This window comes from Pseudomonas sp. PDM18, assembly GCF_014852585.1.
Classification (GTDB): Bacteria; Pseudomonadota; Gammaproteobacteria; order Pseudomonadales; family Pseudomonadaceae; genus Pseudomonas.
Window position 1 is genome coordinate 406,336 of sequence record NZ_JACVBX010000003.1, and the last position, 19,063, is coordinate 425,398.

Here is a 19,063-nt window from a genome sequence, read left to right on the forward strand (position 1 = left end):
GTCGCCGTCTTTAAGAATCGTCTTAAATCACCCCCGCCACCCGTCGCGATAAAAACCAGGCCATCAAGGACCGTGCCTGGCGCACGAAAGGAAGCGCCAGCGCATGGCGTTTCATGACGATGGCGAGACGATGGACTCACCCAAGACTCAGTTGCATGCTCGTGTCAGCCCCCAACCTGTTCAGCGTGGCTTCACCCTGATCGAAGCGATGGTGACCATCGCGATCCTGGCGATCCTGCTGGGCATCGCGGTGCCCTCCTTCGACCTGCTGATCAATCGCAACCGCGCGCAGAGTACCGGTAAGCAATTGGTCGCGGTGCTTCAGTACGCCCGCGCCCAGGCGCAGATCGGGCACCAGCCGGTGCGGGTGACGCCGCAGAGCAGCGGCGACTGGACTTCGGAGCTGAGCGTCGGTCGACTGCGCGGCGGCGACCTGCAGGGCCATCGAGAGATAGAGTTGCGCAGGACCCGACTCGACGAATCCGCAAAGGTGCTCATTACCCAGAAGCCGACCGTTGCGCTGGAGTTCGACGGCAACGGCATCGCTACCGGCGGCGGCAACTTCCCGCGGGTCTTCACCCTCACTGCCGGCAGCTACTCGAGCAAGGTCTGCCTGCAACGCGGCGGAGCGGTGGGGCCATGCGACTGACGCGCCGATCCCATGCCGCCCAGCGGGGCTTCTATCTGATCGAGGTCATGGTGGCAGTGATGCTCACCAGCGTCGCCCTGCTCGGCCTGCTGGCCCTGCAGAGCCGCAGCATCGCCTATGGCCACGACAGCCAGCAGCGGCAGAACGCCCTGCTGCTGGCCGCCGACCTCGCCCGCAGCATCCAGGCCAATCGCGAGGCGCTGGTCAGCAAGGGCAAGCTCAGTACCGACGCGGCCTACCTGGTCCCGGCCGGCAGCAGCTTCCCCAGCCTCGGCAGCGGCCAGAGCTGCGCCACCAGCGGCCTGGGCAAGGCGGACCGGGCCAAGCGCGAACTGGCCTGCTGGGTCGAACAGTTACGCCTGAAGCTCAACACCGACGATGCGCTGTTGGGTGATGCCACCTTCATCTGCCCCAGCCGCGACGGCAAGGCCTGCGACGCCGGTTCGCGCCAGCCGCTGCTGCTGATCCAGCTGGCCTGGCACAGCCGCAACTGCCAGGCCGGCAGCCCGACCACCGCTGACGATGACGACGCGGCCTGCCTTTCCGGCAGCGATGCCGGCGGCGTCGAACGCTACCGACTGAGCTTCCAGCCATGACCCTGCATCGCCAGAGCGGCCTGTCCCTGATCGAGCTGATGGTCGCCATTGCGCTGGGCGTGATGGTGCTGCTGGGCGTGCTGCAGATCTACCTGTCGGGCAGCGACCACGCCGCCTTCAACCATGCCCAGCAGCAGAACCAGGCCAATGCCCGCTTCATCCTCGACCTGCTGCAGCGCGAGAGCGGGCAGGCCGGCTACAGCGCCTGGGTGCGCCACGCCACCGATGCCGATGCGCAGCAGTACGACTTCGTCATCGACCGCGAGGGGCCCTTCCCCGCCCTGACCGACACGGCCACCGGCTGCATCTTCGGCGCCGGCAAGGTCGCCAGCCTGGATGCCGGCGGACGCGGCCTGTGCCTGCGCTACCAGCGCCCCCAGCGCAGCGATGCGCAGGTCCACCAGGATTGCACCGGCGCCTCGCTCTACAGCGATGACGACGCGGGCAATCCGCAGGTATTGGTCAGCCATCTGCGCCTGGTCGACGGCGAGCTGCTGTGCAAGACCAACAACGCCTTGTCCGCCGGCGAGGTCGCCCTTGCCAACGGCATCCACGACCTCATGTTCGCAGTCGGCTCGACCAACCAGCTCCGCGCCGGCCTGGTGCTCACCTCGACCCGTGCATTGCTGCCCGAAATCTGCACCTACCAGGACCCGCTGAACCCCGCGACGACGAAGAGCACCGGCGCGCGCGGCCTGTGCAGCGCCTTCACGCAGACGCTCTACCTGAGGAATCAGCCATGAACCGGCAACGCGGCCAGACTCTGCTGATCGCCCTGCTCATGCTACTGGCGCTGAGCATCCTGACCCTGGGCAACCTGCGCAGCGGCTTGCTGCTGGACAACAGCCTGGCCGAGTCAAGGGACTACCAGGCGGCGCTGGGCGGCGCCGATTCGGCGATCAGCGAAGCCCTGGACCGGACCCGCTACAGCCCGACGATGGCCGTGGGCGAGGCCGACACCTGCATCAGCACCGCGCAGAGCCAGCAACAGATACTGCTGTGCGACCGACTCTGGCTCGAACCAGACAATGCCGCCAGCAGCGCACTGCTGACACGGGCGCGCACCTACCGAGGCAACGACCTGGCCAATCCCGACCAATTGGCGGAACTGAGCAGCGCGCCGCGCTGGTACGTCGCCGCGCAATGCGAGAGCCGCTCCTCAAGCGCCATGGCCGACTGCCTGGCGGGCAACGGCACCTTGCTGCTGCAGATGAATGCCCTGTCCACCGGCATCACCGACCAGGCCCTGGTCCGACTACAGGAGTACGCCCGTGTCCAGCGCTGACCCGTTCCGCTCGCCGCCCCGTCTCGCCGCGCTGGCCGGCCTGGCGATGCTGCTCACTGGCGCGGGGGCGCAAGCCGCAGCCCCGAGCCAGGCGCCGCTGTTCCTGGTGGAAGGCGTCTCGCCCAACCTGATCGTCACCCTCGACGACTCCGGCAGCATGACCAGCGCCTACACCCCGGATGGCATGAGCTCCTACAGCATCGCCAACCGTTCCACCGCCTACAACCCGATGTACTACAACCCCGACATCACCTACGAGGCACCGTGGAAGGTCACCTTCAGCGGCGGCCGGATCGTCAGCGAGCGCTACGTCACCAGTTTCGATAAGGCCTACTACGATGGCTTTCTCACCAACCAGACCGGCACCGTCGACCTGAACCGCAATACCGGCAACGGCTACAGCCAGAACGCAACCCAGGCGGTCAACAGCACCGACAGCTACCAGCGCTACGCCCACTACTACCAGTTCAACGCGTCCTGCACGCATGCGCGCAATGTGGCCACCAGCAGCCTCAGTGCCGTGCAGAACTGCGCGGCGGACTCGTCGTTCACCAGTGCCAACGCCTGCACCCGCACCTGCTTCACCCCGCACTGGGTCAGCACGGCGGAAGAAAAGCAGAACTACGCCAACTGGTTTTCCTTCTACCGTACCCGCCAGCTCGCCACGCGCACCGCCGCCAACCTGGCGCTATTCGACCTGCCCGAGCACATCCGGGTGACCTGGCAGGCGCTGAACAGCTGCTACAACACCAACTTCAACATGAGCTCCACGGCCTGCGGCAACCAGACCCTTGCGACCTTCGCCGGCCAGCACAAGGCGGACTTCTTCAACTTCACCAGCCGCCTCGCAGCCAGTGGCGGCACGCCCCTGGGAACGGCGCAGAATCGGGTCAACAACTACCTGAGCAACACCACCGCCTATAACCCCTATGCCCGCGCGCCGGGCAGCCCCCGCGACGTTAAGACCGAATACGCCTGCCGGCCCAGCTACCACCTGCTGATGACCGATGGCTTCGGCGACGGCTCCGGCGGCAGCAACGCCGACGGCACAGCGCGAACCCTGCCCGACGGCACCGCCTTCGCCGCAACGGCGCCCTATCAGGACAAATGGTCGAACACCCTTGCCGACAATATCTTCCTCGGCTGGGCCACCGATGCCCGTCCCGACCTGGAAAACAAGGTTCCGCCGCGCTTTCGCGACGGCAACGACTACTGGAACCCGAAGAATGACCCGGCCACCTGGCAGCACATCACCACCTACACCGTGGGCCTGGGGCTCGGCCCGACGCTGAAGTACCTGCAGTGGGACGGCGACACCTACTCCGGTTCCTATCCGCAACTGCTCGACGGCACCCGGAGCTGGCCAAACCCGAGCGCCAGCACCAGCCTCGACGGCATGACCGTCACCGCCAACGAAGGCAAGGTGGCTGCACTCTGGCACGGAGCCCTCAACTCCCGCGGCGAGTTCTTCAGCGCCGACTCCACCAGCGAACTGGTGAAGGCCTTCCAGGCCATCGTCAGCAGCATCTCCAGCAACCAGCTAGCGGTGGCCGCTGCCGGCGCCAGCTCCACCTCGCTGAGCACCGACACCCATCTCTATCGCGCCAGCTACCAACCCACCGATTGGAGCGGCGACATCCTGCAATACCGCCTGGACGCCAAGGGCAATGCCCAGGCGAACTCCGCGCTGTCGTTCCGCAACCAGCTCAACCAGCGCTCACCGACCAGCCGCAGCATCTACACCAATACCGCGTCGGACAGTGCCAAGGGCCACCTGCAGGCGTTTACCTGGGGCAACCTGGCGGCCCAGCAACAACAGTTGCTCAACCGCGCTCCGGGTACCCAGCGTGAAGACCATCTGGGAGAGAAGCGCGTCGCCTGGCTGCGCGGCGACCGCAGTGACGAAGGCGACACCTTCCGCGCTCGCAACCATCTGCTGGGCGACATCATCTACTCCTCGCCCGTGGTCGTCGGCCCGCCGTCCGCCGTCACCTACTACCTGGAGAAGGCCTCCGGTGCGACCGGCTACGACGCCTTCCGACAGGCCAGCGCCAATCGCGAGAGTCGCCTCTACGTCGGCGCCAACGACGGCATGCTGCACGCCTTCGACGAGACCGGCCGGGAACGCTGGGCCTTCATTCCCGCCGCCGTGTTCGGGCAGCTCAACTACCTCTCCGACACCCGCTACGCCGCGCGCTCGGAAGAGGAAAACACCAACAGCCTGCACCGCTTCTATGTCGACGGCAGCGCGGTCACCCGCGACGTGCATTTCGATGGCAGCTGGCACACCGTGCTGGTCATGGCGCCCGGGCGCGGCGGGCGCGGCCTGTTCGCCCTGGACATCACCAACGCCGACCAACCCCGCCTGCTCTGGGAATACGCAGGCAGCGCCAGCAGCGAGAACGGCAAGGACATCGAATTCGGCTACATACTCGATCGGCCGGTGATCACCATCTCCGACGGCGTTGCCTATGTGCTCACCGGCAATGGATACGACACCGCCAAGGGCTACTCGCTGTCGATCCGCCTGGAGGATGGGCGCATCAGCGCTGCCAGCCAGTCCGCCGCCGGCGATGGCGAGGTGGGCAGCACGGTCACCTGGACCCGCGCCGACAGTCCCGGCGAACTCGCCCAGCGCTACTACGGCAGCCTGCAGGGCCAGCTCTACCGGCAAACCGGCCTCGACCGCGCTTCCAGCCTGCTCGCCAGCATTCCCGCCAGCCGCAACCAGCCGCTGAGCGCCGCCGCGGAAGTCACCCAGCATCCACGCGGCGGGCAACTGGTGATCGCCGGCACCGGCAAGTACTTCGAGGGAGGCGACAAGGAAGGCGCCGTCAGCCGCCAGTCCCTCTATGGCTTCTGGGACCAGACCGACTACCTCGCCCACGTCGACGGAGCCGGCGCGCCTACCGCACTGAGCAAACTTTCTGATCTGCAGGCCCAGACGCTGACCCTGGAAACCGTCACCCACAGCGCCGGCACCAGCGAGGTCCGCCAGTTGAGCAGCATCCCTGTGGCCTGGGACAGCAGTGGCAAACGCGGCGTTGGAATCCGTGGCTGGTACTTCGACCTGGCCGATGGCGAGCGAGTCCTCGACCAGCCCTTCATGCTCGGCGACGTGCTGTTCGTCACCGTCGGCCAACCCAACGCCGACCCCTGCAGCGCCGGCATCACCTACTGGCTGCTGGCAGTGAACCCGAAGACCGGCGGCGCGCTGGACTTCAACGTGTTCGACCTGGTGGGCGACGGTTCCTTCAGCGAGACCGCCAGCGGCATGCGCATCGACGGACCGGTGACCCGCATCGGCGACAGCCTCTACACACCGGATGGAAGCCGCCTCCCCGTGCAACTGTTCAACCCGGTGAATCAGGGTCGCTTCAACTGGCGGATCATGAACTACAACCTGCCCGTGAGTTACCCATGAGAACCCTGCCTTCGGTACCCGCGCCACACACCCTGAAAGCTGGCGGATTCACTCTGATCGAACTGATGGTGGTGGTTTCCATCCTGGCCCTGCTCGCCGGTATCGCCATTCCCAGCTACCGCCAGTTCATCCTGCGCGCCAACCGCAGCGAGGCGCAGACCCTGCTGCGCGATGCCGCCGCCCAGCAGGAGCGCTACCTGGCGCAATACAGCAAGTACACCGACGATCCCGCGAAGCTGGCGTTCACCTACCCGCTCACGGCCGACGGCAAGCGACTCTCGACGCACCAGCTGTACGAACTGGCCGCCGAACATCCCGACGGCGATACACGCCGCTACCGGCTGACTGCCCGACGCCGGGGCGCCCAGTTGCGCGACCCGGACTGCGGCGACTTCACCCTGGACGAGCGCGGCACCCGCGGCGTCAGCGTGGGCAGCGTCGACAGCTGCTGGCGCTGATCAAACGCTCGCTTGGATTGCGCTTTCCACAATTTCTGGTGCAGCATCGGACCAATGGCTATCCGCTGGCATAGCCCCTGCATTGCCATACCAGCCCATCCACCTCCGCCGAGGCCCGCTTATGCGCATCGTGCAAGCCACGCTCGACCACCTCGATCTGCTCGCGCCGCTGTTCGTCAAATACCGCGAGTTCTACGGCATGCTCCCCTACCCCGAATCCTCGCGGAAATTCCTCGAGAAGCGCCTGCGCCGCAAGGAATCGGTGATCTACCTGGCCCTGCCGGATGACGACGACAGCAAGCTGCTGGGTTTCTGCCAGCTCTACCCGAGCTACTCCTCGCTGTCGCTCAAGCGCGTGTGGATCCTCAACGACATCTACGTCGCCGAAGAGGCGCGCCGCCAACTGGTCGCCGACCACCTGCTGCAGACCGCCCGGCAGATGGCCCGCGAGACCCAGGCCGTGCGCATGCGCGTGTCCACCAGCGTCAACAACGAGGTGGCGCAGAAGGTCTACGAGTCCATCGGTTTCCGCGAGGACAGCGAGTTCAAGAACTACATCCTGCCGATCAGCGACGACCTCAACTGAGGCCCAGCTCCAAGGTGCGGGGCGGCCCGCTGGCATCGGCGGGCCGGGCGCATTAAAGTGCCATCAGTGCACTTGTTGCGGCCTCCGCTTGAAGGGATCACATGCGTATTTCCCTGCTTGTTCTGCGCACCGCCTGTCTCTGTTTCGCCATCCTGGGCGCCAACGCCCAGGCCCAGACCCTGCGCGTCGCCACCCTGGAGTGGGCCCCTTACGTCGGTAGCGACCTGCCGGGCAACGGGCTGGCCAGCCGCATACTCAGCGAAGCCCTGGCGCTCAATGGCGACAAAGCCGAACTGGTCTTCCTGCCCTGGCAACGAGCCCTCAACGAAACCCGCGAAGGCCGTTTCGACGCACTGATGCCGGCTTATTTGTCGCCGGACCGCAGCCAGGACTTCTACACCTCGATGCCGTTGCTGGACTCCCAGCTCGGCTTCTTCCGCCGTCGCGACCGCGCCCTGCCGATCAACCCGCGCGACCTCGACACCTTGCGCCCCTACCGCATCGGCGTGGTACGCGGTTACGTCAATCAGGAAAGCTTCGACGACGCCGACTTCCTCAACAAGGACGTGGTCAGCAGCGACTGGCAGAACCTGGAGAAACTGCTGCGCGGGCGCATCGACCTGGCCGTGGTGGACCGCTACACCGGCTACCAGTTGCTCAGCCAGAACGCCCCGGCGCTGCGTGAGCAACTGGAGTTCGTCGAACCGCCGCTGGAGGTCAAGCCGCTCTACGTGCTGGTGCCGAAGAAGCGCGCAGAAGGCGAAGCCCTGGCCGCCAGCCTCGACCGCGGCCTGCGCACCCTGCGCCGCAGTGGCCGCCTTCAGCAACTGATTGCCGAGGCCCGCCTGGAAAACGCAATGAACACCCGAGAAGTCGCCGCGCATCCGCTGGCCGAGCAGTTGCCAGCGACCAGCAACCAACACGGCGCCGCACTTTCGCCTCGGACCCAGACGAGCCTGCTGAGCTGGCAGGCAAGCCTGCTCTGACGTCCCAGAAGGCGCTGCGCCGGCATTTGTCACAAGGCGTTGCCGCGCTCACAGCGACAGGATTTTCACGCAGAAGCTGTAATATCCTCCCGCGGACCTCCCTCGCAGGATACGACGGAGCGCGCCCCCGGCAGCCTGGCCGAGCCTTATAATAGGCGGCCCGGCCGTTCACCTTGTTGTCAGACAGGCTTCTCATGGAATTCAACCCGATCGACCTGATTCTCCACCTCGACTCCTACCTGTCGCTGGCGGTAGCCAACTATGGCACCTGGATCTACGCCATCCTCTTCCTGGTGATCTTCTGCGAAACCGGCCTGGTGGTGACGCCCTTCCTGCCGGGCGACTCCCTGCTCTTCATCGCCGGCGCCATCTGCGCCACCGGCGGCATGGACCCGTGGATGCTCGGCGGCCTGCTGCTGCTCGCGGCGATCAGCGGCGACAGCACCAACTACGTGATCGGCCGAACCCTGGGAAAGCGCCTGTTCAGCAACCCGAACTCCAAGGTCTTCCGCCGCGACTACCTGGACCAGACCCACGCCTTCTACGAACGCCACGGTGGCAAGACCGTGACCCTGGCGCGCTTCCTGCCCATCGTGCGGACCTTCGCCCCCTTCGTCGCCGGCATGGCCTACATGCCCTACGCACGCTTCCTGTTCTTCAGCGTGGCCGGCAGCATCGCCTGGGTCGGCGGCCTGGTGACCCTGGGCTTCTTCTTCGGCAACGTGCCGTTCATCAAACAGAACCTCTCGGTGATGATCGTCGCCATCATCGCCTTCTCCCTGGTGCCCATGCTGATCGGCTTCATCCGCCACAAGCTGCGCCCCTCGGCCAAGGCCCAGCCCGGCGAGCACTGATCCCCCATGTGGTCCTTCAGCGCCTGGCACCGCCGGCGCTTCCTCGCCCGCTATCCGCTCGATGCACAGCTATGGGCGCAGGTGCGCCGGCACCTGCCAATCCTCGACGGTCTGAGCGAAGAGGAGCTGCGCCGGCTCGGCGAGCGGGCGCTGCTGTTCCTGCGCGACAAGCGCCTCTCGCCGCTGCCGGGCATCGAACTGGATGACTACCGCCGCCTGCTGCTGGCTACGCAGGCCGAGCTTCCGCTGCTGCACCTGCCGGACCTGAACTGGTACGGCGGTTTCCATGAGCTGGTGCTCTACCCCGACGACTTCGTCAGCCCGCAGAAGCACCGCGACCCCGCGGGCGTCATGCACGAATTCGACGACGAGCGCGCCGGTGAAACCTCGCTGCAGGGCCCGGTGATCCTCGCCTGGCCTGGCGTGGAAAGCGGCGGCGGCTGGGAAGCCTACAACCTGGTGATCCACGAACTGGCGCACAAGCTCGACATGCTCAATGGCGATGCCAACGGGATGCCACCGCTGCACCGCGACATGCGCGTCGCCGACTGGGCCACCGCGATGCAGGCCGCCTACGACGACCTGAACCGCCAGCTCGACCACAACCCGCAGGCGCACACCGCCATCGACCCGTACGCGGCGGAGAATCCGGCAGAGTTCTTCGCCGTCACCAGCGAATACTTCTTTACCGCTCCGGACCTCCTTCAGGCGGCCTATCCCAAAGTCTATGAACAGCTTTCGCTGTTCTACCGGCAAGATCCCCTCGCGCGCCTGCACAGGCTGCAGGCCGAGCACCCCGAATATCAGGAAACTCAGGCCCACTAGGCGATGTCTGTGGCTTGGACACGGCAATCTGCCTATAATCCGCCGCACTTTTTCGGCCCGACCACTATCTGGAGTCGTCCATGAGCTACAGCAGCATCCCGGCTGGCAAAGACCTGCCGAACGACATTTACGTCGCCATCGAGATCCCGGCCAACCACGCGCCGATCAAGTACGAAATCGACAAGGACACCGACTGCCTGTTCGTCGACCGTTTCATGGCCACCCCGATGTTCTACCCGGCCAACTACGGCTTCATCCCGAACACCCTGGCCGACGACGGTGACCCCCTGGACGTGCTGGTCGTGACCCCGTACCCGGTCGCTCCGGGCTCCGTGATCCGCGCCCGTCCGGTTGGCGTGCTGAACATGAGCGACGAAGCCGGCGGCGACGCCAAGCTGATCGCCGTACCGCACGACAAGCTGACCGTCCTGTACAAGGACGTGAAGGAATACACCGACCTGCCGGCCCTGCTGCTGGAGCAGATCAAGCACTTCTTCGAGAACTACAAGGATCTCGAGAAGGGCAAGTGGGTGAAGGTCGAAGGCTGGGGCGACGCCGCCCAGGCTCACGACTACATCACCAAGGCCGTCGCCGCCTTCCAGGCCAAGTGATGGTGGCGCGGGTGACCGCGCCGTGAAGAGCCCCGCCCTGGCGGGGCCTTTTCATGACCGGGATTAGGCTTTTCGTCCCGACTTTGCTACCATCTGCGCCCCCGCACGCAGCCCGCTGCGCTGCCACAGAATCAAGGCGGTCCGCCCTACCAGAAGTAAGGTTGGACCACCCCCTGAAAGCCGGCCACAAGCCGGCTTTTTTAATGCCTGCGATTTGGCCCGCGCAGCCTGCGCGATTCCCCGCCAGACCGCTCGCCGGCCAATGCGCTGCTGTCACCGGCCAGGCATAAGATCGAATTATTCCCCCCCGGTCCGCTGTCATGAAACGCTCTCCATCCCTGCTGCTTGCCCTGCTGCTGACTTCCCCCGCGCTTGCCCAGGCGCAGGCGCAGGCGGCGGAGTGGACGCTGGCCAAGAACCAGGACGGCGTGCAGGTTTACCTGAGCGAGGTGCCCGGCTCGCGCTACAAGAGCTTTCGCGGCGTCACCCTGGTGAAGGCCGACGTCGCCACCCTCGGCCACCTGCAGGAAAACCTGCGCGTCTCCTGTGCCTGGCTGTACTCCTGTGCTCAGATGCGCCTGCTCAAGTACAGCGACGAAGCCATCTGGGTCTACCTCGATACCAAGCTACCCTGGCCCGCCGCCCCGCGCGACCTGGTGCTGAAGGTGCGCACCGAGGAAACCCCGGACGGCGGCATGATCCGCCACCTGCAGGCCGCGCCAGACTACCTCCCGCCGGTGAAGGACCGCATCCGCGTGCCCAGCGTCTCGGGCACTTGGCAGATGGTTCCCAAGGGCCCGAAGCTCACCGAAGTCACCTACGAAATGCGCGGCGAACCGGGCGGCAGCGTGCCGTCGTGGCTGGCGAACCAGTTCGTGGTGGATGCGCCGTTCGAGTCGCTGCGCATGTTGAAAGTGGTGGCGGAACACCAGGGCGTGCGCGACGGCGGCTACTAGCAAGTTGGTCCGACAGTAGTGCGGGCAAGGCTGGCGGCGGAGCTCGCTGCGTGCCCGAAGATTTGCCCGCAAAGCCCGTCTCTGCTAGTGTCGCGAGGTTTCCGAATACCCCCGCCGAGATGTCCGCATGGCCCGCAAGAAAGCTTCCCTCGACTTCGAACAGTCCCTCGCCGAGCTGCAAACGCTGGTGGAGCGCCTGGAAAGCGGCGAGCTGTCGCTGGAGGATTCGCTGGGTGCCTTCGAGCAGGGCATCCGCCTGACCCGCGACTGCCAGGCAGCGCTGACCCAGGCGGAGCAGAAGGTGCAGATCCTTCTGGAACGCGACGGCGAGCTGAGCGAAGCGTCCTTCGATCCGGAAGGCGAAGACGCATGATCGCCGCGTACCAAGCGCGCTGTACGGCGCGTGTCGATGCTGCGCTGGAAAAACTCTTCGTCGCCCCCCGTGAAGAACTCACGCGTATCTACGCCGCCATGCGCTATAGCGTGGTCAACGGTGGCAAGCGCGTGCGTCCACTGCTGGCCTACGCGGCCTGCGAAGCCCTGGGTGGCGAGGCCGAACGCGCCGATGGCGCGGCCTGCGCGGTAGAGCTGATCCACGCCTACTCCCTGGTGCACGACGACCTGCCGGCCATGGACGACGACGACCTGCGCCGCGGCCAGCCGACCACCCACATCGCCTTCGACGAAGCCTGCGCGATCCTCGCCGGCGACGGCCTGCAGGCGCTGGCATTCGAGGTGATCGGTAACGCCCGGCTCAATCCGCAGGATGCCCAGACCCGTCTGGACATGCTGCTGGCCCTGACCCGCGCCGCCGGTTCCGCCGGCATGGTCGGCGGCCAGGCCATCGACCTCGAATCCGTGGGCCGCAGGATCGACCAGGCGGCGCTGGAAACCATGCACCGGCACAAGACCGGCGCGCTGATCGAAGCCAGCGTGCAGCTTGGCGCCCTGGCCAGCGGCCGCGCCGACGCCACGTCCCTGGAAGCCCTGCGCCGTTATGCCGAGGCCGTGGGCCTGGCGTTCCAGGTGCAGGACGACATCCTCGACGTGGAAAGCGATACCGCCACCCTCGGCAAGACCCAAGGCAAGGATCAGGCCCATGACAAGCCGACCTACCCCGCTCTGCTCGGTCTCGACGCCGCCAAGGCCTACGCCCTGGCCCTGCGCGACCAGGCGCTGGCCGCACTGGAAGGTTTCGGCGACAGCGCCGAGCCGCTGCGCGCGCTCGCCCGCTATATAGTCGAACGCCGCAACTGATCTCCTCGGCACGCGCATTGCGTGTGCAAATCCCGTGAATCGCCCATTGCGATGACCGCTCGCCGGTGCTTCACTGCATTAGCGGGATTTCGTATACCATATCCGACAAAATCCACCTGACCGGACTGCATCGTGCCGCTACGCAACGCCCCCAACCTGGGTATCGTCCCCTCCGCCTCGGAGACCATTGCCAAGCACCTGCGCGAGGCGATCATTTCTGGCCAGATGGCGGAAAACGAGCCAATTCGCCAGGACGACATCGCGCAGATCTTCAACGTCAGCAAGATCCCCGTGCGCGAAGCGCTCAAGCGCCTGGAAGCCGAAGGCCTGGTGGAGTTCCAGCGCAACAAGGGCGCGCTGGTGACGAAGATTTCCGAGCCGGAACTAGCGCAGATGTTCGAGGTGCGTGTCGTCCTCGAAGCACAGGCAATCCGCCTCGCGGTGCCCAACATGACCGCCGAGACGTTCGAGCGCGCCGAGCGTATCTGTGCCGAGTTCGTCGGCGAGGACGATGTCGGCCGCTGGGCAGAACTGAACTGGGAACTGCATGCCTGCCTCTATGAGCCGGCGCAGCGTCCCTACCTGGTTGGCCTGATCCGCTCGATCCACGACAAGCTGGAGCGCTACCTGCGCATGCAGATGAGCCTGTCCTCCGGCAAGGAACGCGCCGACCACGAGCACCATGACATCCTCGACGCCTGCCGTGCCGGCGATGGCGAGCTGGCAGCGCGCCTGCTGGAAGAGCACATCAACGGCGTCTGCCGCACGCTCTACGAGCACCTGCCGAACCGGCCGACGCCGAGTTAGACAAAACTGTCCGCTGTGCCGATTTCATCATCGGCCCAGCGGAAAACCCTCAAGCTGCAATCCCCTCCTCGCGCCACCCTAGGGTCAACAACAAGACACCCCAGGTGGCAGCATGAAACGCATCCAGGTTCTCGATTCCCACACCGGCGGCGAACCCACTCGCCTGGTGCTCGACGGCTTTCCCGACCTGGGCAAGGGCAGCATGGCCGAACGCCGCGCGCTGCTGGCCGAACAGCACGACAGCTGGCGCGCCGCGACCGTGCTGGAGCCACGCGGCAGCGACGTACTGGTCGGCGCGCTGCTCTGCGAGCCGGTGGACCCGAGCGCCTGCGCCGGCGTGATCTTCTTCAACAATACAGGCTACCTGGGCATGTGCGGCCACGGCACCATCGGCCTGGTGGTCTCGCTGGCGCACCTGGGACGCATCGGCCCCGGCACGCACAAGATCGAGACGCCGGTCGGCACCGTCGAAGCGACCCTGCACGACGACCGCTCGGTGAGCGTGCGCAACGTCCCCTCCTACCGCTACCGCAAGCAAGTGCCGGTGCAAGTGCCTGGCCATGGGCTGGTGCACGGCGACATCGCCTGGGGCGGCAACTGGTTCTTCCTGATCTCCGATCACGGCCTGCGCGTCGCCGGCGACAACCTCGACGAGCTGACTGCCTACACGGTCGCCGTGCAGAAGGCGCTGGAAGACCAGGGTATCCGTGGCGAAGACGGCGGGCTGATCGACCACATCGAACTGTTCGCCGACGACCCCGAAGCGGACAGCCGCAACTACGTGCTCTGCCCCGGCAAGGCCTACGACCGCTCGCCCTGCGGCACCGGCACCAGCGCCAAGCTGGCCTGCCTGGCCGCCGACGGCAAGCTCGCCGCCGGCGCCGCCTGGCGCCAGGCCAGCGTGATCGGCAGCCAGTTCGAGGGCCGCTTCGAGTGGCTCGGTGAGCCGGCCGAAGGGCGCATCATCCCGACCATCCGTGGTCGCGCCAACGTCAGCGCCGAGGCCACCCTGCTGCTGGAAGAGGACGATCCCTTCGCCTGGGGCATCCGCCCGTGAGCGATGCGGACATCATCGTCATCGGCGCCGGCATAGTCGGCGCCGCCTGCGCCCACGCCCTGGCCCGCCGCGGGCTGGACGTGCTGGTGCTGGACGCGCGCCTGCCCGGCGCCACTGCCGTCGGCATGGGCCACCTGCTGGTGCTCGACGACAACGCCGCCGAACTGGCACTGAGCAACTACTCGCTGCAACGCTGGCGCGAGTGGGGCCACGACATGCCCGCCGAGTGCGCCTACCGCAGCAACGGCACGATGTGGCTGGCCGCCAATGACGAAGAGATGGCCGAAGCCGAGCGCAAGTTCGCCGTGCTGCGCGAGCACGGCGTCGCTGCGAAACTGCTGAACAGCGCCGAGCTGCAGCAGGAGGAACCCGAGCTGCGCAAGGACCTGCACGGCGGGCTGGAGATCACCGGCGACGGTATTCTCTATGCACCGCGCGCCGCCGCCTGGCTGCTGGAATCGGCGCTGAAGCCGATCCGTCAGCGCCAGGCGAAAGTGGTGGAAATCGACGAGCCCAGTGTGCGCCTCGACAACGGCCAGTGGCTGAGCGCCAAGGCCGTGGTCCTGGCCAACGGCATCCAGGCCGGCGAGCTGTGCCCCGGCCTGCCCATCGAGCCGAAGAAGGGCCACCTGCTGATCACCGACCGCTACCCCGGCAAGGTGCGCCGCACCCTGGTCGAGCTGGGCTACGTGACCAGCGCACACAACGCCAGCGGCCCCTCGGTGGCCTGCAACATCCAGCCGCGCCCCACCGGGCAGTTGTTCATCGGCGCGTCGCGGCAGTTCGGCACCACCGACCCGCAGGTGGAAGGCTGGATGCTGGCGAAGATGCTGCGCCGCGCCGTGGACTACATGCCCGGCCTGGCCAACCTCAACGTGATCCGCAGCTGGGCCGGATTCCGCGCCGCCAGCCCCGACGGCATGCCGCTGGTGGGCGAACATCCGCAGCGCCCCGGCCTGTGGCTGGCGGTCGGCCACGAAGGCCTCGGCGTGACCACCGCGCCCGGCACCGCCGACCTGCTCGCCGCGCAGCTGTGCGATGAGCCGCTGCCGCTGCCGGCCGAACCCTATTCCCCGCGCCGCTTCCTCGGAGCCAACGTCCATGCCTGAGCTGATCCTCGACGGCCGCCCGCTGCGCGTCGCTGCCGGCACCACGGTCGCCGCCGCGCTCGCCCTGGGCGGTGACGGCACCACGCGCACCTCGGTCAGCGGCCAGCGTCGCGCGCCGCTGTGCGGCATGGGCGTCTGCCAGGAATGCCGGGTGAACATCGACGGCCAGCGCCGCCTGGCCTGCCAGACCCTTTGCCGCGACGGCATGCAGGTGGAGACCCGCCCATGAACGCTGCGGCCGATATCGTCATCATCGGCGCCGGCCCGGCCGGGCTGTCCGCCGCCCTCGCTGCCGCGCCGAGCGGCGCCAGTATCGTCATCCTCGACGATAACCCGCTGCCCGGCGGGCAGATCTGGCGCGACGGGCCCAATGCACACCTGCCGCGCGCCGCCACCGAGCTACGCGAGCAAGTGGCCGCCTGCGCCAACATCAGGATTCACAACGGCACGCGCGTGGTCGCGCTGGCCGGCGAGCGCGGCCTGCTGCTGGAAGAGTTCGAGCGCGGCTGGCGCCTGGACTACCGCAAGCTGATCCTCAGCACCGGCGCCCGCGAACTGCTGCTGCCCTTCCCCGGCTGGACACTGCCCGGCGTCACCGGCGCGGGCGGCCTGCAGGCGCTGGTCAAAGGCGGCGTGCCGGTCGATGGGCTGCGCGTGGTGATTGCCGGCAGCGGCCCGCTGTTGCTCGCCAGCGCCGCCACTGCCCGCGCCAACGGCGCAAAAATCCTGCGCATTTCCGAACAGGCGTCCTGGCCTGCGCTCGCGCGTTTCGCCATGAAGCTGCCGCGCTGGCCGAACAAGCTGCTGCAGTCCTTCGGTCTGTATGACCCGGCCTACCGCGCCGACAGCCATGTGGTCGCCGCCCTGGGTAGCGATCACCTGGAAGCCGTACGAATCAGCCAGGGCGGCAAGCTGACGGAAATCGCCTGCGACCGGCTGGCCTGCGGCTTTGGCCTGATCCCCAACGTGCAACTCGGCCAGGCGCTGGGCTGCACGGTGGACGACGGCGCGATCCGTGTGGATGCCTGGCAGGCGAGCAGTCGCGATGGCATCTACGCGGCGGGCGAATGCACCGGCTTCGGCGGGTCGGAAAAATCCCTGGTGGAAGGCCGCATCGCCGGCCACGCGGCGGTCGGTGAGCACGACCGCGCCCGCGAGCTCTGGTCGCAGCGCCAGCGCTGGCAGGGCTTCGCCGACGCCCTGAAGCGCGATTTCGCCCTCGACCCACGCCTGAACCAACTGGCCCAGCCGGACACCCTGGTCTGCCGCTGCGAAGACGTGCCCTACTCGGCGCTGGCCGGCAAACCGGACTGGACCGCCGCCAAACTCGCCAGCCGCTGCGGCATGGGCGCCTGCCAGGGCCGCGTGTGCGGCGCGGCGGCGAAGCAGCTGTTCGGCTGGCAACCACCGGCGCCGCGCCCGCCGTTCAGCCCGGCACGGGTCGAGACCTTGTTGCAGCTGGCTGAAGACTGAAAGACGGCGGATAACGCCCGGGGCGTTATTCGCCCTACCACGAAGGCCCTTCGCCCCGTATTCTCCATGTTCCGACAGCCAACCCGCTTCCCGATGCACGACCTGATCCCCCAGGGCGCCCGCGACCTGGACAGCCTGCTGCAGACTTTCCGGCAGATAGCCCCGCTGCTCGATGCCATGCCCGGCGTGGTGTTCTTCATCAAGGACACCGCGGCGCGCTACGTGCTGGTCAACCAGACCCTGGCACGGCGCTGTGGCGTGAAGGACGCCAGCGAACTGCTCGGACGCACCGCCGAGGACGTCTTCCCCTCGCGCTTCGGCCCGATCTACACCGAGCAAGACCGCCGCGTGCTGGAAACCGGCGGCCAGCTCAGCGACCAGTTGGAGTTGCACCTCTACCCCGGCCGCCAGCCCGGCTGGTGCCTGACCCACAAGCTGGCGCTGCGCGATGCGGACGGCGCAGTGATCGGCATGGCGGGGATTTCCAGCGACCTGCAGGCGGCGCAGTCCACGCACCCGGCGTACCAGCGCCTGGCGGCGGTGGATGCCTACATCCGCGAGCATTTCGACAAGCCGATCAACCTCGGCGAGTTGACCGAGCTGGCGGGGCTGTCCGTCGCCCAGCTGGAGCGCCACTGCAAGCGCATCTTCCAGCTCACCCCACGGCAGATGATCCACAAGGCGCGCCTGGGCGCGGCCACCCGCCTGCTGGGTGAAGACCTGCCAATCACCGAGATCGCCCTGCGCTGCGGCTACACCGACCACAGCGCCTTCAGCCGGCAGTTCCGCGCGCTAACCGGGCTGTCGCCGACGCAGTATCGCGAGTCCCAATCCGCTACCAACTGACTGGACACCGTAGGGCGGATAAAGCGTGCCGCTTTATGCGCCCTACGGAGGCGATGCGGCGAACGCCCTGCGCACGTGCCTGGGCGCTTCGCGAGCAAGCTCGCTCCTACAGGTTTGCACCGGCGCTCTTCGTAGGACCGAGGGGGGCGCCTAGCCCTTGCTCGCGAACGCTTTTCCTCCCCACTCAGCGAAAGCTCGCCGAGTGCTCCCATAAGGGGCAGCGAAACACGCTGGTGCTTCATTCGGTAACAGCACTCGGAACTCGCCTACGACCTCTTGGGAACGCTCTCGCTGACCAATCCCTTCAAACACCGGGCTTTGCGACCCACGGGTCACGCCGAGTGATTTCTGGCACATGCCTTGCTCTAAAAAATATCGTATACGAAATCCATAATACAAAACTGCTGCACAACACTGACTCAGAGAGGCCCCAATGAAATTCTCCCGAATTGCTCTAGCCCTCACCGCTGTGTTCATCGTCGGTCAGGCCCAGGCTGACAAACTCGACGACATCATCGAATCGGGCAAGCTGCGCTGTGCCGTGACCCTGGACTTCCCGCCGATGGGCTCGCGCGATGCGCAGAACAACCCGGTCGGCTTCGACGTGGACTACTGCAACGATCTGGCGAAAGTGCTGGGCGTGACCGCCGAAGTCGTCGAGACGCCCTTCCCCGATCGTATCCCCGCGCTGGTTTCCGGCCGCGCCGACGTGATCGTCGCCTCCACCTCCGACACCCTGGAGCGCGCCAAGACGGTCGCCATGACCATCCCCTACTTCGCCTTCCAGATGGTGGTGCTGACCCGCGAAGACACCGGCATCACCAAGTACGAGGACATCAAGGATCGCCCGGTAGGAAATACCAGCGGCACCTACGAAGCCATCGCTCTGGAGAAGGACGTGAAGAAGTGGGGCGGCAAGGGCAGCTTCCGCGCCTACCAGAGCCAGAACGACACCATCCTCGCCGTCGCCCAGGGGCACATCGACGCCACCGTGGTGACCAACACCGTCGCCGCTTCCACGCTCAAGTCCGGTAAGTACAAGGGCCTGAAGGTCGTCGGTAACGCGCCCTACGTGATCGACTACGTCTCGCTGGCCGCCGCGCGCAACGAGTACGGCCTGATCCATTACCTCAACCTCTTCGTCAACCAACAGGTCCGCACCGGCCGCTACGCCGAGCTGTACGAGAAGTGGGTCGGCGGCGCCCCGGTCGATCTCACCGTTCCCCACGTGTACTACTGACAGCGGGTGCGACATGTCTTCGATGCAGGCTTCAAGGGTGCAGG

21 protein-coding genes are annotated in these 19,063 nt (G+C 66.6%); all 21 read left to right on the forward strand.

Annotated features, from left to right (window positions below):
• Nucleotides 1–103: 103 nt before the first annotated feature.
• The 21 genes from IB274_RS09825 to IB274_RS09925 all read left to right on the forward strand — a co-directional run bounded on the left by IB274_RS09825 (nt 104) and on the right by IB274_RS09925 (nt 19,019).
• Complete coding sequence (locus IB274_RS09825; protein WP_192431753.1) at nt 104–649, forward strand: GspH/FimT family pseudopilin; 546 nt, start codon at nt 104–106, stop codon at nt 647–649.
• On the forward strand, nt 640–1,245 hold the full coding sequence (gene pilV / locus IB274_RS09830) for a type IV pilus modification protein PilV (protein ID WP_192431754.1): 606 nt from the start codon (nt 640–642) through the stop codon (nt 1,243–1,245). Before IB274_RS09825 ends, pilV begins: the two co-directional genes overlap by 10 nt.
• Nucleotides 1,242–1,988 carry a PilW family protein gene (locus tag IB274_RS09835; RefSeq protein WP_192431755.1) on the forward strand — a complete coding sequence of 249 codons (747 nt, stop codon included), beginning with the start codon at nt 1,242–1,244 and terminating at the stop codon, nt 1,986–1,988. The genes pilV and IB274_RS09835 overlap by 4 nt, the downstream gene beginning before the upstream one ends.
• Nucleotides 1,985–2,530: a hypothetical protein gene (locus tag IB274_RS09840; protein WP_192431756.1), complete on the forward strand. Its 546-nt coding sequence runs from the start codon at nt 1,985–1,987 to the stop codon at nt 2,528–2,530. The genes IB274_RS09835 and IB274_RS09840 overlap by 4 nt, the downstream gene beginning before the upstream one ends.
• Nucleotides 2,517–5,954: a pilus assembly protein gene (locus IB274_RS29945; protein WP_192431757.1), complete on the forward strand. Its 3,438-nt coding sequence runs from the start codon at nt 2,517–2,519 to the stop codon at nt 5,952–5,954. Before IB274_RS09840 ends, IB274_RS29945 begins: the two co-directional genes overlap by 14 nt.
• On the forward strand, nt 5,951–6,412 hold the full coding sequence (locus tag IB274_RS09850; RefSeq protein ID WP_192431758.1) for a type IV pilin protein: 462 nt from the start codon (nt 5,951–5,953) through the stop codon (nt 6,410–6,412). The genes IB274_RS29945 and IB274_RS09850 overlap by 4 nt, the downstream gene beginning before the upstream one ends.
• Before the next feature lie 121 nt (nt 6,413–6,533).
• Entirely contained in the window at nt 6,534–6,998 is a 465-nt protein-coding gene (locus IB274_RS09855; protein ID WP_081517245.1) for a GNAT family N-acetyltransferase, read from the forward strand.
• Between the two features lie 101 nt (nt 6,999–7,099).
• Nucleotides 7,100–7,984: a substrate-binding periplasmic protein gene (locus IB274_RS09860; RefSeq protein WP_192431759.1), complete on the forward strand. Its 885-nt coding sequence runs from the start codon at nt 7,100–7,102 to the stop codon at nt 7,982–7,984.
• Between the two features lie 194 nt (nt 7,985–8,178).
• Complete coding sequence (locus IB274_RS09865; RefSeq protein ID WP_045217026.1) at nt 8,179–8,838, forward strand: DedA family protein; 660 nt, start codon at nt 8,179–8,181, stop codon at nt 8,836–8,838.
• A gap of 6 nt (nt 8,839–8,844) precedes the next feature.
• Nucleotides 8,845–9,663 carry a zinc-dependent peptidase gene (locus IB274_RS09870; RefSeq protein ID WP_192431760.1) on the forward strand — a complete coding sequence of 273 codons (819 nt, stop codon included), beginning with the start codon at nt 8,845–8,847 and terminating at the stop codon, nt 9,661–9,663.
• Nucleotides 9,664–9,743: 80 nt separating this feature from the next.
• Nucleotides 9,744–10,274: an inorganic diphosphatase gene (gene ppa, locus IB274_RS09875; RefSeq protein WP_017521720.1), complete on the forward strand. Its 531-nt coding sequence runs from the start codon at nt 9,744–9,746 to the stop codon at nt 10,272–10,274.
• 320 nt (nt 10,275–10,594) lie between these two features.
• Entirely contained in the window at nt 10,595–11,230 is a 636-nt protein-coding gene (locus tag IB274_RS09880; RefSeq protein WP_192431761.1) for an START domain-containing protein, read from the forward strand.
• 127 nt (nt 11,231–11,357) lie between these two features.
• The gene (locus IB274_RS09885; protein ID WP_192431762.1) at nt 11,358–11,603 is read left to right on the forward strand and encodes an exodeoxyribonuclease VII small subunit; all 246 of its coding nucleotides are present in this window, start codon (nt 11,358–11,360) and stop codon (nt 11,601–11,603) included.
• Nucleotides 11,600–12,487 (forward strand): (2E,6E)-farnesyl diphosphate synthase, encoded by an 888-nt coding sequence (gene ispA / locus IB274_RS09890; protein WP_192431763.1) that lies wholly within the window; start codon nt 11,600–11,602, stop codon nt 12,485–12,487. Before IB274_RS09885 ends, ispA begins: the two co-directional genes overlap by 4 nt.
• Before the next feature lie 132 nt (nt 12,488–12,619).
• Nucleotides 12,620–13,294, forward strand: a complete 675-nt coding sequence (locus IB274_RS09895; RefSeq protein ID WP_088421338.1) for a GntR family transcriptional regulator — start codon at nt 12,620–12,622, stop codon at nt 13,292–13,294.
• Nucleotides 13,295–13,406: 112 nt separating this feature from the next.
• The gene (locus IB274_RS09900; protein WP_192431764.1) at nt 13,407–14,351 is read left to right on the forward strand and encodes a 4-hydroxyproline epimerase; all 945 of its coding nucleotides are present in this window, start codon (nt 13,407–13,409) and stop codon (nt 14,349–14,351) included.
• Nucleotides 14,348–15,460 (forward strand): NAD(P)/FAD-dependent oxidoreductase, encoded by a 1,113-nt coding sequence (locus IB274_RS09905; protein ID WP_192431765.1) that lies wholly within the window; start codon nt 14,348–14,350, stop codon nt 15,458–15,460. Before IB274_RS09900 ends, IB274_RS09905 begins: the two co-directional genes overlap by 4 nt.
• Nucleotides 15,453–15,689, forward strand: a complete 237-nt coding sequence (locus IB274_RS09910) for a 2Fe-2S iron-sulfur cluster-binding protein (protein ID WP_192431766.1) — start codon at nt 15,453–15,455, stop codon at nt 15,687–15,689. Before IB274_RS09905 ends, IB274_RS09910 begins: the two co-directional genes overlap by 8 nt.
• Nucleotides 15,686–16,933: an FAD/NAD(P)-binding oxidoreductase gene (locus tag IB274_RS09915; protein ID WP_192431767.1), complete on the forward strand. Its 1,248-nt coding sequence runs from the start codon at nt 15,686–15,688 to the stop codon at nt 16,931–16,933. The genes IB274_RS09910 and IB274_RS09915 overlap by 4 nt, the downstream gene beginning before the upstream one ends.
• A gap of 66 nt (nt 16,934–16,999) precedes the next feature.
• The gene (locus IB274_RS09920) at nt 17,000–17,779 is read left to right on the forward strand and encodes an AraC family transcriptional regulator (RefSeq protein WP_192431768.1); all 780 of its coding nucleotides are present in this window, start codon (nt 17,000–17,002) and stop codon (nt 17,777–17,779) included.
• 433 nt (nt 17,780–18,212) lie between these two features.
• Complete coding sequence (locus tag IB274_RS09925; RefSeq protein WP_192431769.1) at nt 18,213–19,019, forward strand: transporter substrate-binding domain-containing protein; 807 nt, start codon at nt 18,213–18,215, stop codon at nt 19,017–19,019.
• The last annotated feature ends 44 nt before the right edge of the window (nt 19,020–19,063 follow it).

Bases quoted from the DNA above. Each gene is read 5' to 3' on its own strand.
- IB274_RS09825 (WP_192431753.1), top strand. From the start codon at position 104: ATGGCGTTTCATGACGATGGCGAGACGATGGACTCACCCAAGACTCAG.
- pilV (WP_192431754.1), top strand. From the start codon at position 640: ATGCGACTGACGCGCCGATCCCATGCCGCCCAGCGGGGCTTCTATCTG.
- IB274_RS09835 (WP_192431755.1), top strand. From the start codon at position 1,242: ATGACCCTGCATCGCCAGAGCGGCCTGTCCCTGATCGAGCTGATGGTC.
- IB274_RS09840 (WP_192431756.1), top strand. From the start codon at position 1,985: ATGAACCGGCAACGCGGCCAGACTCTGCTGATCGCCCTGCTCATGCTA.
- IB274_RS09850 (WP_192431758.1), top strand. From the start codon at position 5,951: ATGAGAACCCTGCCTTCGGTACCCGCGCCACACACCCTGAAAGCTGGC.
- IB274_RS09855 (WP_081517245.1), top strand. From the start codon at position 6,534: ATGCGCATCGTGCAAGCCACGCTCGACCACCTCGATCTGCTCGCGCCG.
- IB274_RS09860 (WP_192431759.1), top strand. From the start codon at position 7,100: ATGCGTATTTCCCTGCTTGTTCTGCGCACCGCCTGTCTCTGTTTCGCC.
- IB274_RS09865 (WP_045217026.1), top strand. From the start codon at position 8,179: ATGGAATTCAACCCGATCGACCTGATTCTCCACCTCGACTCCTACCTG.
- IB274_RS09870 (WP_192431760.1), top strand. From the start codon at position 8,845: ATGTGGTCCTTCAGCGCCTGGCACCGCCGGCGCTTCCTCGCCCGCTAT.
- ppa (WP_017521720.1), top strand. From the start codon at position 9,744: ATGAGCTACAGCAGCATCCCGGCTGGCAAAGACCTGCCGAACGACATT.
- IB274_RS09880 (WP_192431761.1), top strand. From the start codon at position 10,595: ATGAAACGCTCTCCATCCCTGCTGCTTGCCCTGCTGCTGACTTCCCCC.
- IB274_RS09885 (WP_192431762.1), top strand. From the start codon at position 11,358: ATGGCCCGCAAGAAAGCTTCCCTCGACTTCGAACAGTCCCTCGCCGAG.
- ispA (WP_192431763.1), top strand. From the start codon at position 11,600: ATGATCGCCGCGTACCAAGCGCGCTGTACGGCGCGTGTCGATGCTGCG.
- IB274_RS09900 (WP_192431764.1), top strand. From the start codon at position 13,407: ATGAAACGCATCCAGGTTCTCGATTCCCACACCGGCGGCGAACCCACT.
- IB274_RS09910 (WP_192431766.1), top strand. From the start codon at position 15,453: ATGCCTGAGCTGATCCTCGACGGCCGCCCGCTGCGCGTCGCTGCCGGC.
- IB274_RS09915 (WP_192431767.1), top strand. From the start codon at position 15,686: ATGAACGCTGCGGCCGATATCGTCATCATCGGCGCCGGCCCGGCCGGG.
- IB274_RS09920 (WP_192431768.1), top strand. From the start codon at position 17,000: ATGTTCCGACAGCCAACCCGCTTCCCGATGCACGACCTGATCCCCCAG.
- IB274_RS09925 (WP_192431769.1), top strand. From the start codon at position 18,213: ATGAAATTCTCCCGAATTGCTCTAGCCCTCACCGCTGTGTTCATCGTC.